The organism is Sphingomonas sp. FARSPH, assembly GCF_003355005.1.
GTDB lineage: Bacteria > Pseudomonadota > Alphaproteobacteria > Sphingomonadales > Sphingomonadaceae > Sphingomonas.
In genome coordinates this window covers 3,077,259-3,090,891 of the sequence record NZ_CP029985.1, presented here as the reverse complement: position 1 = coordinate 3,090,891, position 13,633 = coordinate 3,077,259, and the positions used below count along the sequence as shown (strand labels likewise).

Below are 13,633 nucleotides of genomic sequence, written 5' to 3'. Positions count from 1 at the left end.
GCAACACTTCGTGTCACACGCGTTGTTTCGTGGGCGCACAGGCGCTATCTCGCGCCCATGAACGAGATGACCCCGGTGGCGCGCCCGGAGCGGCAGCGCAAGCCCGACTGGATCCGCGTCAAGGCACCGACCAGCGCCGGCTTCGCGGCGACGCGCGAATTGATGCGCGCAAAGAGCCTGACGACGGTGTGCGAAGAGGCGGCGTGCCCGAACATCGGCGAATGCTGGTCGAAGAAGCATGCGACCGTGATGATCCTTGGCGACACGTGCACGCGCGCCTGCGCTTTCTGCAACGTCAAGACCGGCATGCCACGCGCGGTCGATCCGATGGAGCCACAGAACGTCGCGGATGCCGCGGCGCAGATGGGCCTCGAACATATCGTCGTCACCTCGGTCGACCGCGACGACCTGCCCGATGGCGGCGCGAAGCAGTTCGTCAAGGTGATCGAGGCGATCCGCCGCTCGAACCCGACGACGACGATCGAGATCCTCACCCCTGATTTCCGCAACAAGCACGAAGCGGCGGTTGAGGCGATCGTCGCGGCGCGGCCGGACGTCTACAACCACAATCTCGAAACCGTGCCCAGGCTCTATCCGACGATCCGGCCCGGCGCGCGCTATTACGCGTCGCTGCGTTTGCTGGAGAGCGTCAAGAAGCTCGACCCGTCGATCTTCACCAAGTCGGGCATCATGCTCGGGCTCGGCGAGGAACGGCTGGAGGTCCATCAGGTGATGGATGACATGCGTTCCGCCGACATCGATTTCCTGACGATGGGCCAGTATCTGCAGCCGACACCGCGCCACGCGAAGGTCGCCGAATTCGTCAACCCGAAGGCGTTTGCCGCTTATGCCTCGATCGCGCGCGCGAAGGGCTTCCTGCTCGTCGCGTCCTCGCCGCTGACGCGATCGAGCTACCACGCGGGCGACGATTTCGCGAAGATGAAGGCCGCGCGCGAGGCGAAGCTGACGGGCAAGGCCCATGCCCAAGCATAGCGAGACGCGTCGGCTGCCTTACACGCCGGAACAGATGTTCGACCTCGTCGCCGACGTGAAGCGCTACCCCGAGTTCCTCCCCTGGGTCAGCGCGATGCGCGTCCGCCAGGACAGCGACACCGCGACGCTGGCCGACATGATCGTCGGCTTCAAGGGCCTGCGCGAGACGTTCACGTCGAAGGTCGAAAAGACGCGCCCCGATCACATCCATGTCGAATATATCGACGGCCCGCTGAAGTATCTCCACAACGACTGGCGCTTCCGTCCCGACGGGGCGGGGTGCGCAGTCGACTTCACCGTCGACTTCGCGTTCAAGAACCGCGTGTTCGAGATGCTCGCCGGCCAGGTATTCGGCATGGCGCTGCGCAAGATGATCGGTGCGTTCGAAGATCGCGCCGCCGCGCTCTACGGCAGCAGCAGCTCCAGCGCGACCAGCGCCGCCTGAAGCCGCACGCCGCCGCGGCCAAGGTCACCGAACGCCTTCATGTCGGCATGGACGTCGGCGGGGTCTGCGCCTTTTTCCGCCCGGGCGAAGATCACCGTGCCGACCGGCTTCTTCGCCGATCCGCCGCCCGGCCCGGCGACGCCGGTGATCGCGACGGCGACATCCGCGCCGCTCGCGTTCAGCGCGCCCTGCGCCATCGCCCAGGCGGTGGCGATCGATACCGCGCCGAACGTGTCGAGCACGTCGGCGTTGACCTTCAGCAGCGCGCGCTTCGCCTCGTTCGAATAGGTGACGAAGCCGGCGCCCAAAACGTCGGACGATCCGGGAATTTCGGTCAGCGCCGCGGCGACGAGCCCGCCGGTGCAGCTTTCGGCGATGCTGATCGTGCGCCCGGCGGCGCGGTTCGCCTCGATCACCCGGGTCGCGGCGGCGATCAGTTCGGCGGGCAGGATGCTGTCGATCATCGCGCGCTTCCTGCACATAGCGGCAGGTCGGGCACGGCGCTGTCCTTCCCCTTCGCCTTTTCCGCTTTGAGATAGCCCAGGGTGGTGACGATGACGCCCGCGGCATTCTGCGGCGGCAGCGGTGCGAGCTGTGTCACCAGCCGATCGATCGTGCCGCAATCCGCCGGATTGATCCGCCCGACCAGCAACGGCGCGATCGCCGCCGTCAACAGCGGGCGCGCATAATCGGATTGCAGGAGGCCATCGATCAGCGGATCGCTGAGCTTGACGATCGCGGCGCGCGCGGCGGGCCAAGCGCGCTCGGCGGCATCCTTGTAACGCGACAACAGCGGTCCGTCGCTCTGGCGTAGAAGGCTGGCGGCGGGCAGGCGCGCGGCACAGACGACGCCCGTCTGCTCCAGGATCGTGGGCAGCGCGACCATGGTCACCGCCTCCGCCTCGAGCGCGGTCAGGCAACGGGTCTGCGCGGCGACCGGCTGCACGAACAGCAGCATCGATGCGGCAAGGGCAAGGGGGGGCTTCATCGCGGCTGCTCCGGCAGGCTGATCGTCGCCATCGCCTGCGCGGCGATGCCTTCGCCGCGGCCGGTGAAGCCCAGCTTTTCCGTCGTCGTCGCCTTCACGCTGATGCGCGCTTCGGGCAGCGCCAGCAGGCTTGCGATCCGCGTACGCATCGCGGCACGGTGCGGGCCGATCTTCGGCGCTTCGCAAATCAGGGTAAGATCGATGAAGTCGATGCGGCCGCCAGCCTCGCCGACCAGCTTCGCTGCATGCTGCAGGAACTGGCCCGACTCGGCGCCCTTCCATTGCGGATCGCTCGGTGGGAAATGCGTGCCGATATCGCCTGCCGCGATCGTGCCGAGCAGGGCGTCGGTGATCGCATGGAGCGCGACATCCGCATCGCTATGCCCCGACAGGCCCTTGTCGTGCGGGATCAGTACGCCTCCCAGCCACAATTCCTCGCTCGTTTCCAACCGGTGGACGTCGAAGCCGGACGCGCTGCGCGTCTCCCATGCCAGGCGCTTTTCCGCCGCGGCGAAATCTTCGGGGTGCGTGACCTTGTCGAGCATGGGATCGCCCTGCACCAGAACGACGCGTCCGCCAAGTCGGCGGACCATCTGCGCATCGTCGGTCGCCTCTTCACCGGCAGGCCAGGCGGCGTGGGCGGCGCGCAGCGCGTCGGTGCGAAAGCCCTGCGGCGTCTGCACGCGCGACAGGCCATCGCGCGGCACCACCGCCCCGTCGCGCACCAGCGTGTCCGCGACGGCGAGTACGGGATAGGCGCCCTCCGCCGCGTCCAGCGCCGCGACGACGCGGTCGATCACGCCCGCGGGTGTGAACGGGCGCGCGGCATCGTGGACGAGAACACGCTCGGCATCGATCGCGGCGAGTCCGTTCGCCACCGACTCGCGCCGACTCGCGCCGCCCGCCACCAGCGCGACATCGCCGAGCAGCGCACGCGCCGTGTCCGCCATCTCGGGCGCGACGACGACCACGACGGCATCGATCGCCGGATGACCCGAAAAGGCGTCATACGCATGCGCCAGCAACGCCTTGCCGCCGACACGCACATATTGCTTGGGCAGTGCGCTGCCCGCGCGCGTGCCCGTGCCCGCCGCCACGATAACCGCCGCCGTTCGAAGTCCTTCGCTCATGCCGCTCGCCGTAGCGCCCGTCGCTGCGCCTTGCCAGCATCGGCCGGGGAGGGTAAGGCGTGCCCGATTTTCAGGCAGATCGATGCGAACCCTCGCCCCCATTCAGATCGGTCCGGTACGGATCGAGCAGCCCGTCGTGCTGGCCCCGATGACCGGCGTCACCGACATGCCGTTCCGCACGCTCGTGCGCCGCTACGGCTCCGGCCTCAACGTCACCGAAATGATCGCCAGCCAGGCGGCGATCCGCGAGACGCGCCAGTCGATCCAAAAGGCGGCATGGCATCTCTCCGAAGAGCCGGTGTCGATGCAGCTGGTCGGCTGTACGCCCTATGAGATGGGTGAGGCGGCGAAGCTGGCGGAGGATCGCGGCGCGGCGATCATCGACATCAACATGGGCTGCCCGGTGCGCAAGGTGACGAACGGCGATGCGGGCTCCGCGCTGATGCGCGATCTGAAGCTCGCCGCCAGCCTGATCGACGCGATCGTCAAGGCGGTGTCGGCGCCGGTGACGCTCAAGATGCGCATAGGCTGGTGCCACGACAGCCTCAACGCCCCCGAGCTGTCGCGCATCGCGCAGGACCTGGGCGTCAAGCTCATCACCGTCCATGGCCGCACGCGCAACCAGATGTACAAGGGACAAGCCGACTGGGGCTTCATCCGCCGGGTGAAGGAGGCGGTCGACCTGCCCGTCATCGCCAATGGCGACATCTGCTCGATCGAGGATGCCGAAATTGCCCTCGAACAATCGGGCGCAGACGGCATCATGATCGGCCGCGGCGCCTATGGCAGGCCGTGGCTGCTGGGGCAGGTGATGCATTGGTTCGCCACCGGCGAGCGCCGTGCCGACCCGGACATGGACGAACAATATCGCACCATCGCCGAACATTACGAGGCAATGCTGGACCACTACGGCACGCACACCGGCGTCAACATGGCGCGCAAGCATATCGGCTGGTACACCAAGGGGCTGACGGGGTCGGCCGAGTTCCGCAACACGGTGAACCAGGAACCCGATGCGAAGGTCGTGCAGCGCATGCTCGCCGACTTCTATGCGCCGTTTCGCGGCCAGCCCTCGCTGCGCCCCGCGGCACTCCCCGAAGCGGCCTGAAAACCGTTGGCGGAGCGTCCGGGTTTCGCCGAACTGTTCGCCGCGCTGCCGGTGGCGACGCTGGTCGTCGACCCGGAGGATCGCATCGTCCATGCCAATGCGCTGGCGGAGGGACTGCTCAACCTCTCCGAACGCGTGATGCGCGGCCAGCCGCTCGCCGCGATCCTGCCGCCGCCGGAGAAGAGCAGTCGCGACGGGCATGGCCTGGCGGTCTATGACGTGGAGATCGCGACGCCGCGCGGGCGCATCCGCGTCGATTATGCCGCCGTGACGCTGGGCGATTATCCTGGCTGGCGCGTCATCTCGCTCCATGCCGCGGCGAGCACGCGGGGCCTCGGCCATTCGGCCGATCGCGTTGCGGGTGCCCGCGCGGCGAGCGGCGCGGCGGCGATGCTGGCGCATGAGATCAAGAACCCGCTGTCGGGTATCCGCGGTGCGGCGCAGCTGATCGGCGCGGGCGAACTGACCACGCTGATCGTGACGGAGGTCGACCGGATCGCCGCGCTGATCGACCGGATGCAGGATTTCAGTGACACGCGCCCCCGCCCGGTCGCCGCGGAGAACATTTATCCGCTGATCGGCCACGCGCGCACGCTCGCGTTGGCCGGTTTCGCGCGTGGGCTGACGATCGAGGAACGCTTCGACCCGTCGCTGCCGCCCGCGCTCGTCAATCGCGACGCGCTGCTGCAGATTCTCATCAACCTGCTCAAGAACGCGCAGGAGGCGACGCGTATCGTCCGCCAGCCGCGCCTGATCCTCACCACCGCCTATCGCCATGGCATGTCGGTCAGCGCCGCGGCCGGGCGTCCGCGCGTGCCGCTGCCGATCGAGATCTGCGTGATCGACAACGGCCCCGGCGCGCCGGCGGACATCGCCGACCATCTGTTCGACCCGTTCGTCTCCGGCCGGCCGGAGGGGCAGGGGCTCGGCCTCGCGCTGGTCGACAAGCTGATGCGCGACATGGGCGGCATCGTCCAATATGCCCGCGAAGGAACCCCCGAGATGACGATCCTGCGCCTCCTGCTGCCGCGGGCGGCCTCGTGACCCGCGCGGTCAACCGCATCCTCGTCGTCGACGACGACGCCGCGATCCGCACCGTCGTCAGCCAGGCGCTGCGCCGCGCGGGCCACGACGTGCAGACCGCAGAGACGCTGGCGCAGCTGGATCGCATCCTCGCGACGCGCGTGCCCGACGTGCTCGTCACCGACGTCGTCCTGCCCGATGGCGACGGGATCGAGCGGGTGCGGGAAATCAGCGCGCGGCTGCCGCAGCTGCCGATCATCATCCTTTCGGCGCAAAACACGCTGACCACCGCGGTACGTGCGAACGAGGTCGGCGCGTACGAATATCTGCCCAAGCCGTTCGACCTCGACGCGCTGACCGGCGCGGTCGCCGGCGCACTCGCGCGCAGCACCGCCGTGCCGCAGACGGACGAGGCGGAAGACCCCGCGCTGCCGCTGATCGGGCGATCGCCGGCGATGCAGGACGTCTATCGCATCATCGCGCGCGTCGTGTCGAACGACCTGACCGTGCTGGTGTCGGGCGAATCGGGAACGGGCAAGGAACTCGTCGCGCGCGCGATCCACGATCTGGGCCATCGGCGCGCCGCGCCGTTCGTCGCGATCAACATGGCGGCGATCCCACGCGACCTGATCGAGGCGGAGCTGTTCGGCCATGAACGCGGAGCGTTCACCGGCGCCGGGCAACGCAACGCCGGCCGCTTCGAACAGGCGGCGGGCGGCACGCTTTTCCTCGACGAGATCGGCGACATGCCGATGGAGGCGCAAACGCGGCTGCTGCGCGTGCTCCAGTCGGGGGAGTTCACCACCGTCGGCGGTGCGCGGGCGCAGCGCGCCGACGTCCGTGTCGTCGCCGCCACCAACCGCGACCTGGCGGCGCAGGTCGCCTCTGGTCAGTTCCGCGAAGACCTGTTCTACCGGCTCAACGTGGTGCCGATCGCCTTGCCCGCGTTGCGTGAACGGCGCCAGGACGTGCCGCTGCTCGCGCGCCATTTCCTTGAGATTGCGGCGGCGCAGGGACTGCCGCGCCGCCGCCTGACCGACGCGGCGCAGGCTGCGCTCGCCGCGCACGACTGGCCCGGCAACGTACGCGAGCTCGAAAATCTGATGCGGCGCCTCGCGGCCCTGGCGCGCGACGAGCTGATCCACGTCGAGGCGATCCGCACGATGCTCGGCACGCCGACGGGGGCGGCCGATGGCGCCGTGCCCGAGATCTCGGCGGCGGTGCAGCATCTGATCGAACGGATCGCGCGTGAACGTCCCGGCGCGCTCGACGACGGCACGCTCTACGACCGCGTCATCGGCGAGGTGGAACGTCCCCTGATCGAGGGGATGCTCGCCCGCCACGGCGGCAACCAGTTGCGCGCTGCCAAGGCGCTGGGGCTCAACCGCAACACATTACGCAAGCGTCTCGATACGTTGAAAATCCCGGTCAAGGCGGAGGAATGACTGGCTTTTTCGCATTTTCCTGACCTGGCCGGCGCAGTTTGCCGATTTGGGTCAGTGAAGATTGTGGTTTCCGTGCAACAATGTGTGTTGTACACAGGTTGCAATGACCGCGTCCACGACGCCCTCCCACGCTCCTCCGCCGGAGCATCGTTGGCTTCGGATCACGCCCGCGGTCGAGGCGGCGGCTGGCGGCGCGGCACTCCTCATCGTCCTGGTCACCTGGCGGTTGATCGCGGGCACCAAATCGGCCGATACGCTGCTCAGCCCACCGGTAGCCGCGACGCTGCTCATGGCGAACCTGCTGTGGGCGGTGTTGCTCATCGCACTGGTCGGGCGGCGGATCGCGCTGCGGCGCACCGCGGCGACGGGATTTGCGGGCGGGGGACGGCTCCATGTCCGCCTGGTCGCGATCTTCTCGCTGATGGCGAGCGTGCCGATCATCCTCGCCGTCGTCGCCGCATCGGTGATGTTCCAGTCGGGCATCCAGTTCTGGGGCTCGGAGCGAGCGCGCGGCGCCTTCAACGCGACGATCGCGCTGGCGAAACAGGGGCAGGATCTCGTCATCCAACGCTGGACCGGCGAGGCGCGCAAGATGGCGCAGGACCTGCACACGGACTTTCCGACCGTGCCGAAGGACAATGCCGCGCTACAGGCGATGCTGCTTCAGCAGACTTACAACCGCAACCTGTACCAGGCGCTGATCTTCAAGGTTGTCAACGGCAGCACGGTCGAGCCGCTTTATGGGTATGCGGTGCCGTCTGCGCGCGTCTTCGGCCAGCGCGTCACGGGCCGCGACCTCAATCAGCTCACCGGCCAGCAGAGCTTCACCAACTACGACAGCCAGATGCTGTGGGTGGTGACGCCGATCGATCGCGCGCAGAACACGTTCCTGTACGTCGCAACGCCGAACAACGTCGAATTCCTGAACAACCAGACGCAGGCCGCGACGCAGCAGCTGGCGGCGTACGACAGTCTCCAGGCACGCGCGCGTACGTTGCAGCTGCGCTTCAACCTCGCGTTGTTCGGCGTCGCGCTGCTGATCGTCGGGCTGGCGACGTGGATCGCGCTGCGTGTCGCGGACTGGCTGGCCAAACCGGTCGGCGAGCTCGTCACTGCGGCGGACCGCGTCGCGAGCGGCGACCTGACCTCGCGCGTCGCCGAGCCACGCACCGCCGATGAGATCGGCGTGCTCGCCAATGCCTTCAACCGCATGACGGAAAGGCTCGGCGAGCAGACCAATGCGCTGGTCGAGGCCAATGCCGCGGCGGAAACGCGGCGCGCGCTGATCGAGGCGGTGATGGCCGGGGTGTCGGCGGGCGTCGTCGCGACCGCGCCGGATGGCGTCATCCGCATCGTCAACCACTCCGCCACCGAATTGCTTGGCGAAGAGCAGGGGCATGGCCTGGTCGGTCGCAAGCTCGCCGACGCCGCGCCGGAACTGGCGGACTTCGTCGCTTCGGGGGATCGCGAGGCGATCGTGCAGATCGCGCGGCCGGGCGAACCGCTGACACTCGCCGTGCGTATCGCACGTACGGGGGCGGGGCCGATCCTGACCTTCGACGACATTACGCAGCAATTGCTCGACCAACGCCGCGCCGCCTGGTCCGACGTCGCGCGTCGCATCGCGCACGAGATCAAGAACCCGCTCACCCCGATCCAGCTTGCGGCCGAGCGTTTGCAGCGCCGTTACGGCAGCAAGATCGACGCGGAGGATACGACCTTCGCCCGGCTGACCGACACGATCGTCCGGCAGGTCGGCGACCTTCGGCGGATGGTCGACGAATTCTCCTCCTTCGCCCGCATGCCGAAACCCGTGTTCCGCGAGGAATCCGCGGTCGACATCGGTCGCCAGGCCTTGTTCCTGCACGAGGTGGCGCATCCCGGAATCCGCTTTTCCTTCGATCATCCGGCGAGCATGCCGACGCTCGTTTGTGACCGGCGCCAGTTGAGCCAGGCGCTGCTCAATATCGTCAAGAACGCGGTCGAAGCAATCGAAAGCAAGGGCGATGGCGGCGGCGCCGTGACGATGCGGATGCGCGAGGAGGGCGATCTGCTGTCGATCGAGGTCGAGGATACCGGCATCGGCCTGCCCCCCGAGCGCGACCGGATCGTCGAACCGTATGTGACGACGCGCGCCCGCGGCACCGGCCTCGGCCTCGCCATCGTCAAGAAGATCGTCGAGGAACATCACGGCACGATGACCTTCGCCGACCGCGACGGTGGCGGCACCGTCGTGCGCATGGCGTTCGACGCCGCGGCGCTGCGCCGCCTCGACCAGGGCGCCGATGCGCCCGCGCCGGCGGGGGAGGGCCGGCTTCCCGTTTTCACCCCATCCGATCGGACCTGACCCCATGGCGCTCGACATCCTCGTCGTCGACGACGAACACGACATCCGCGAACTGGTCGCCGGCGTCCTCGAGGACGAAGGCTATGAGACGCGTGTCGCGGCGAACAGCGACGCCGCGCTGGAGGCGATCGCGACGCGGCGCCCGTCTCTGGTGCTGCTCGACGTCTGGCTGCAGGGCTCGCGGCTCGACGGGCTCGACCTGCTCGACGAGATCAAGCGGCGCGACCCATCGATCCCGGTGCTGGTCATCTCGGGCCACGGCAATCTGGATACCGCGGTCGCCGCGATCCGCCGCGGCGCTTCCGACTTCATCGAAAAGCCGTTCGAAGCGGAACGTCTCCTGCTGCTCGTTGCGCGTGCGACCGAAACCGAGCGTCTGCGCCGCGAGGTCGCATCGCTGCGTGCGGTGGCGGGGCGCGAGAACGACCTGACCGGCAGTTCGGGCGCGATCAACGCCGTGCGCGCGACGCTGAAGCGTGTCGCGGCCACCGGCAGCCGCGTGCTCATCATGGGACCGGCGGGCGTCGGCAAGGAGGTCGCAGCGCGCCTGCTGCATGGCTGGAGCAATCGCGCCAACGCGCCTTTCACGATCGTGAGCGCGGCGCGGATGACGCCGGAGCGCGTCGAGGAGGAGCTGTTCGGCGTGGAGGAGGGGGGCGACCTCGTCCGCCCCGGCCTGCTCGAACAGGCGCATGGCGGAACGTTGTTCCTTGACGAGATCGCCGACATGCCGGTCGCGACGCAGGCGCGTATCCTGCGCGTGCTGACCGACCAGAGCTTCAGCCGGATCGGCGGGACGCGCATTGTCAAGGTCGACGTCCGCGTCGTCTCCGCGACCTCGCGCGACCTGACGCTGGAAATTGCCGAGGGCCGGTTCCGTGAAGACCTCTATTACCGCCTCAACGTCGTCCCCGTCGCGATCCCCGCCTTGTCGGAACGGCGTGAGGATATTCCAGCGCTCGTCCAGCACTTCATCGCGCATTATGCCGCCGAACGCCGCGTACCGACGCCCGAAATCGCCGCCGACGCGATGGTCGCGCTGCAGTCCTACGACTGGCCGGGCAACGTCCGCCAGCTGCGCAACGTCGTCGAGCGGACGATCATCCTCGCCCCCGGCGACCGGATCGGCCGGATCGACCTCGACCTGCTCCCCGCCGAAGTGCTCGGCGAGCAGGGCGATCTGGGAGGAGGCGGCGCGATCATGGGAGCGCCCCTGCGCGAGGCGCGCGAGACGTTCGAACGCGAATATCTGCGCGTGCAGATCCGCCGCTTCTCGGGCAACATCAGCCGGACGGCAAGCTTCATCGGCATGGAACGATCGGCCTTGCACCGCAAGCTCAAGCTGCTCGGCATCACCGACCTGCGCGAGGAGTGATCGCGGGTGGACGCGGGGCGTCGGCGTTCATAGATAGGACGGGCCACCCGCGAAGGGCGGCATCCGACGCCGGGAAACGGCGCGACAGCGGGCGAACGGCCCGCCAATAAGATGAAGGGCTGATCCATGGCCGAAAAGCAAGGGTCTCTCCAGGACCTGTTCCTCAATGCGCTGCGCCGGTCGAAGACCCCGGTGACCATGTTCCTGGTCAAGGGCGTCAAGTTGCAGGGTATCGTTACCTGGTTCGACAATTTCTCCGTGCTGCTGCGCCGCGACGGCCAGTCGCAGCTGATCTACAAGCATGCGATCTCGACGATCATGCCGTCGGGCACGATGGACATCGCCGCGATCGTCGAATCGGTGGGCGAAGCGCAGCGTAAGCAACCGTTGTTGCAGGAGATTTTCCTGAACGCCGTGCGCAAGGCGGAAGATCCCGTCACCATGTTCCTGATCAACGGCGTGATGCTGCAGGGGCAGATCGCGGGCTTCGACCTGTTCTGCATGCTGCTTCAGCGCGAGGGCATGGCGCAGCTCGTCTACAAGCATGCCGTCTCGACGATCCAGCCGTCGCGGCCGCTCAACCTGGCCGACGAGGACGAAGACGGCGAGTGAGCACGGGCTTTAATCGCGACCGTGACGACTTCAGCCGTGGCGGTCGCGCGCTCATCGTTCTGCCGGATCAGGGCGATGCGCATCGCGACGCCGAGGCGCGGCTTGAGGAGACGGCGGGGCTCGCCGCGGCGATCGGTCTCGTCGTCACCGATCGCGTCGCGGTGCGCGTCCGCCAGCCCAAGCCGGCCACGCTGATCGGCAGCGGCCAGGTCGAACAGCTGGCGGTCCAGGTCCGGCAGGACGAGGCCGACCTCGTCGTGTTCGATGCCAGCCTGACGCCGGTGCAGCAGCGTAATCTGGAAACCGGGCTCGGCGCGAAGGTGATCGACCGGACCGGCCTGATCCTCGAAATCTTCGGCGAACGCGCTGCGACGGCGGAAGGACGCCTGCAGGTCGAACTTGCGCACCTCGACTATCAGGCGGGTCGGCTGGTGCGCAGCTGGACCCACCTCGAGCGGCAGCGGGGCGGCTTCGGCTTCCTCGGCGGTCCCGGCGAAACGCAGATCGAGGCGGATCGGCGCATGATCCGCGACCGCATGGCACGCCTGCGCCGTGAACTCGAACAGGTCAGCCGCACGCGCGGCCTGCATCGCGAGCGGCGCCAGCGCGCGCCCTGGCCCGTGATCGCGCTCGTCGGCTATACCAATGCCGGCAAGTCGACGTTGTTCAACCGGCTGACAGGCGCGCACGTCATGGCCGAAAACCTGCTGTTCGCGACGCTCGACCCGACGCTGCGTCAGATTTCGCTGCCCGGAATCGACAAGGCGATTTTGTCGGACACGGTCGGTTTCGTCTCCGATCTGCCGACGCAGCTCGTCGCGGCCTTCAAGGCGACGCTGGAGGAGGTGGTATCGGCCGATCTGCTGATCCACGTCCGCGACATCGCGCATCCCGATACCGAGGCGCAGCGCGCCGACGTCGAGGCGGTGCTGTCCGACATCGGCGTGACTGAGGCGACGCCGCGATTCGAGGCGTGGAACAAGCTCGACCTGCTCGACAATGATGCGCGCGCCGACCTGCTCGGCGAGATCGCGCGTCGCGACGATGTCGTCGCGCTGTCGGCGCTGACGGGGGAGGGCGTCGATACCCTGACCACGCAGGTCGCCGCCAAGCTCACCACGGGGCATCGCCGGTACTGGATTACGCTCGATGCGGCCGACGGCGCCGGTGCTGCCTGGCTCCACGCGAATGGCGAGGTGCTCGGGCAGAGCAGCGAGGGGCTGCAGACGCAATATGAGGTCCGCCTGGCCGAGCGGGATTACGAACGCTTCCTACAGCGACACTGATCCCGCGCCCTTGACGCGCTGCCACAGCGCCTCTTTCTCCTCGAGGCTAAGCGAGGCGAAGCCCTCTCCGCCTGCCTGCTCAATCGCGCGGAAGCGCCGTTCGAACTTGGCGTTGCCACGGCGCAACGCGGCTTCTGGGTCGATGCCGAGGTGCCGCGACCAGTTGACGACGGCGAACAACAGGTCGCCGATCTCTTCCTCGCGATGGTCGGCGTCGGCTGCATTGGCAACCTCTGCGATCTCCTCGACCACCTTGGCGCGCGGTCCGTCGGCATCCGGCCAATCGAAACCGATGCGGGCGGCACGCTTCTGCAGCTTCTCGGCGCGGAGCAGCGCGGGCAGGCCGGTCGCGACGCCGTCCAACGCGCTCGACGCCCCCTTGGCCGCGCGCTCGGCCGCTTTGACCTCTTCCCAGCGGTGATGGCCGCCTGTCGGCTCATCCCCGAAGATATGTGGATGCCGGCGCTCCATCTTGTCGCTGATCGCGTCGATGACATCATTAAGGTCGAACGCGCCGCGTTCCTCGGCGATGCGGCTGTGGAAGACGACCTGCAGCAGCAGATCACCCAGTTCGTCCTTCAGATCGCCGACGTCGTCGCGCGCGATAGCGTCGGCAACCTCATAGGCTTCCTCGATCGTGTACGGCGCGATCGTCGCCCAAGTCTGCGCGACGTCCCATTCGCATCCGTGCGAAGGATCGCGCAGGCGGGCCATAATTGCAACGAGACGGTCGATCTTCACATCCTGCATCACGTCCCCCGCCGGCATTCAATGTTAAAACCCATACGAAAAGAGACATTCTCCGCCATTTCGAAATGAGACTCCTTGGGCCGTGAGAGTGCGCGCCTTGCGTTGCAGGAAGGCTTCATGCCACCGCCGTC

The 13,633-nt window shown here is 67.8% G+C and carries 13 protein-coding genes; 9 read left to right on the top strand and 4 right to left on the bottom strand.

Annotated elements, in window-relative coordinates; all coding sequences use genetic code 11:
* Positions 1-57 precede the first annotated feature (57 nt).
* Positions 58-993, top strand: coding sequence for a lipoyl synthase (lipA, locus tag DM480_RS14615; RefSeq protein WP_115380179.1), 936 nt, complete (start codon positions 58-60; stop codon positions 991-993).
* Positions 980-1,438: a type II toxin-antitoxin system RatA family toxin gene (locus DM480_RS14610; RefSeq protein ID WP_115380177.1), complete on the top strand. Its 459-nt coding sequence runs from the start codon at positions 980-982 to the stop codon at positions 1,436-1,438. The genes lipA and DM480_RS14610 overlap by 14 nt, the downstream gene beginning before the upstream one ends.
* Here the strand turns inward: DM480_RS14610 and DM480_RS14605 are convergent.
* From DM480_RS14605 to DM480_RS14595, 3 genes are read right to left on the bottom strand one after another with little or no spacing between them, the layout of a single operon-like run.
* Positions 1,399-1,902 (bottom strand): CinA family protein, encoded by a 504-nt coding sequence (locus DM480_RS14605; protein ID WP_115380175.1) that lies wholly within the window; start codon positions 1,900-1,902, stop codon positions 1,399-1,401. The two genes, DM480_RS14610 and DM480_RS14605, sit on opposite strands and share 40 nt — an antisense overlap.
* A complete protein-coding gene (locus DM480_RS14600; RefSeq protein ID WP_115380173.1) occupies positions 1,899-2,426 on the bottom strand; it encodes a hypothetical protein in 528 nt (175 codons plus the stop codon). Before DM480_RS14600 ends, DM480_RS14605 begins: the two co-directional genes overlap by 4 nt.
* Positions 2,423-3,556 (bottom strand): bifunctional 2-C-methyl-D-erythritol 4-phosphate cytidylyltransferase/2-C-methyl-D-erythritol 2,4-cyclodiphosphate synthase, encoded by a 1,134-nt coding sequence (locus DM480_RS14595; RefSeq protein WP_115380171.1) that lies wholly within the window; start codon positions 3,554-3,556, stop codon positions 2,423-2,425. Before DM480_RS14595 ends, DM480_RS14600 begins: the two co-directional genes overlap by 4 nt.
* An 82-nt stretch (positions 3,557-3,638) precedes the next feature.
* Here DM480_RS14595 and dusB point away from each other — a divergent pair, with 82 nt between their 5' ends.
* The 7 genes from dusB (at position 3,639) to hflX (ending at position 12,752) form a co-directional block, all read left to right on the top strand.
* Complete coding sequence (gene dusB / locus DM480_RS14590; RefSeq protein WP_115380169.1) at positions 3,639-4,664, top strand: tRNA dihydrouridine synthase DusB; 1,026 nt, start codon at positions 3,639-3,641, stop codon at positions 4,662-4,664.
* Positions 4,665-4,670: 6 nt separating this feature from the next.
* The gene (locus DM480_RS14585) at positions 4,671-5,708 is read left to right on the top strand and encodes a two-component system sensor histidine kinase NtrB (RefSeq protein ID WP_115380167.1); all 1,038 of its coding nucleotides are present in this window, start codon (positions 4,671-4,673) and stop codon (positions 5,706-5,708) included.
* The gene (gene ntrC, locus DM480_RS14580) at positions 5,705-7,132 is read left to right on the top strand and encodes a nitrogen regulation protein NR(I) (RefSeq protein WP_115380165.1); all 1,428 of its coding nucleotides are present in this window, start codon (positions 5,705-5,707) and stop codon (positions 7,130-7,132) included. Before DM480_RS14585 ends, ntrC begins: the two co-directional genes overlap by 4 nt.
* 103 nt (positions 7,133-7,235) lie before the next feature.
* Entirely contained in the window at positions 7,236-9,479 is a 2,244-nt protein-coding gene (locus tag DM480_RS14575; protein WP_115380163.1) for a sensor histidine kinase NtrY-like, read from the top strand.
* Between the two features lie 4 nt (positions 9,480-9,483).
* Positions 9,484-10,854 (top strand): nitrogen assimilation response regulator NtrX, encoded by a 1,371-nt coding sequence (ntrX, locus tag DM480_RS14570; RefSeq protein WP_115380161.1) that lies wholly within the window; start codon positions 9,484-9,486, stop codon positions 10,852-10,854.
* A 126-nt stretch (positions 10,855-10,980) separates the two neighbouring features.
* Entirely contained in the window at positions 10,981-11,466 is a 486-nt protein-coding gene (gene hfq, locus DM480_RS14565; RefSeq protein ID WP_115380159.1) for an RNA chaperone Hfq, read from the top strand.
* Positions 11,463-12,752, top strand: coding sequence for a GTPase HflX (hflX, locus tag DM480_RS14560; protein WP_115380157.1), 1,290 nt, complete (start codon positions 11,463-11,465; stop codon positions 12,750-12,752). The genes hfq and hflX overlap by 4 nt, the downstream gene beginning before the upstream one ends.
* On the opposite strand, the gene mazG is transcribed toward hflX, so the two are convergent.
* Positions 12,738-13,502 (bottom strand): nucleoside triphosphate pyrophosphohydrolase, encoded by a 765-nt coding sequence (gene mazG, locus DM480_RS14555; RefSeq protein WP_115381401.1) that lies wholly within the window; start codon positions 13,500-13,502, stop codon positions 12,738-12,740. The two genes, hflX and mazG, sit on opposite strands and share 15 nt — an antisense overlap.
* Positions 13,503-13,633: the final 131 nt, after the last annotated feature.

Bases quoted from the DNA above. Each gene is read 5' to 3' on its own strand.
- mazG (WP_115381401.1), bottom strand. From the start codon at position 13,502: ATGCAGGATGTGAAGATCGACCGTCTCGTTGCAATTATGGCCCGCCTG.
- DM480_RS14605 (WP_115380175.1), bottom strand. From the start codon at position 1,902: ATGATCGACAGCATCCTGCCCGCCGAACTGATCGCCGCCGCGACCCGG.
- DM480_RS14595 (WP_115380171.1), bottom strand. From the start codon at position 3,556: ATGAGCGAAGGACTTCGAACGGCGGCGGTTATCGTGGCGGCGGGCACG.
- dusB (WP_115380169.1), top strand. From the start codon at position 3,639: ATGCGAACCCTCGCCCCCATTCAGATCGGTCCGGTACGGATCGAGCAG.
- DM480_RS14575 (WP_115380163.1), top strand. From the start codon at position 7,236: ATGACCGCGTCCACGACGCCCTCCCACGCTCCTCCGCCGGAGCATCGT.
- hfq (WP_115380159.1), top strand. From the start codon at position 10,981: ATGGCCGAAAAGCAAGGGTCTCTCCAGGACCTGTTCCTCAATGCGCTG.
- DM480_RS14610 (WP_115380177.1), top strand. From the start codon at position 980: ATGCCCAAGCATAGCGAGACGCGTCGGCTGCCTTACACGCCGGAACAG.
- lipA (WP_115380179.1), top strand. From the start codon at position 58: ATGAACGAGATGACCCCGGTGGCGCGCCCGGAGCGGCAGCGCAAGCCC.
- ntrX (WP_115380161.1), top strand. From the start codon at position 9,484: ATGGCGCTCGACATCCTCGTCGTCGACGACGAACACGACATCCGCGAA.
- DM480_RS14600 (WP_115380173.1), bottom strand. From the start codon at position 2,426: ATGAAGCCCCCCCTTGCCCTTGCCGCATCGATGCTGCTGTTCGTGCAG.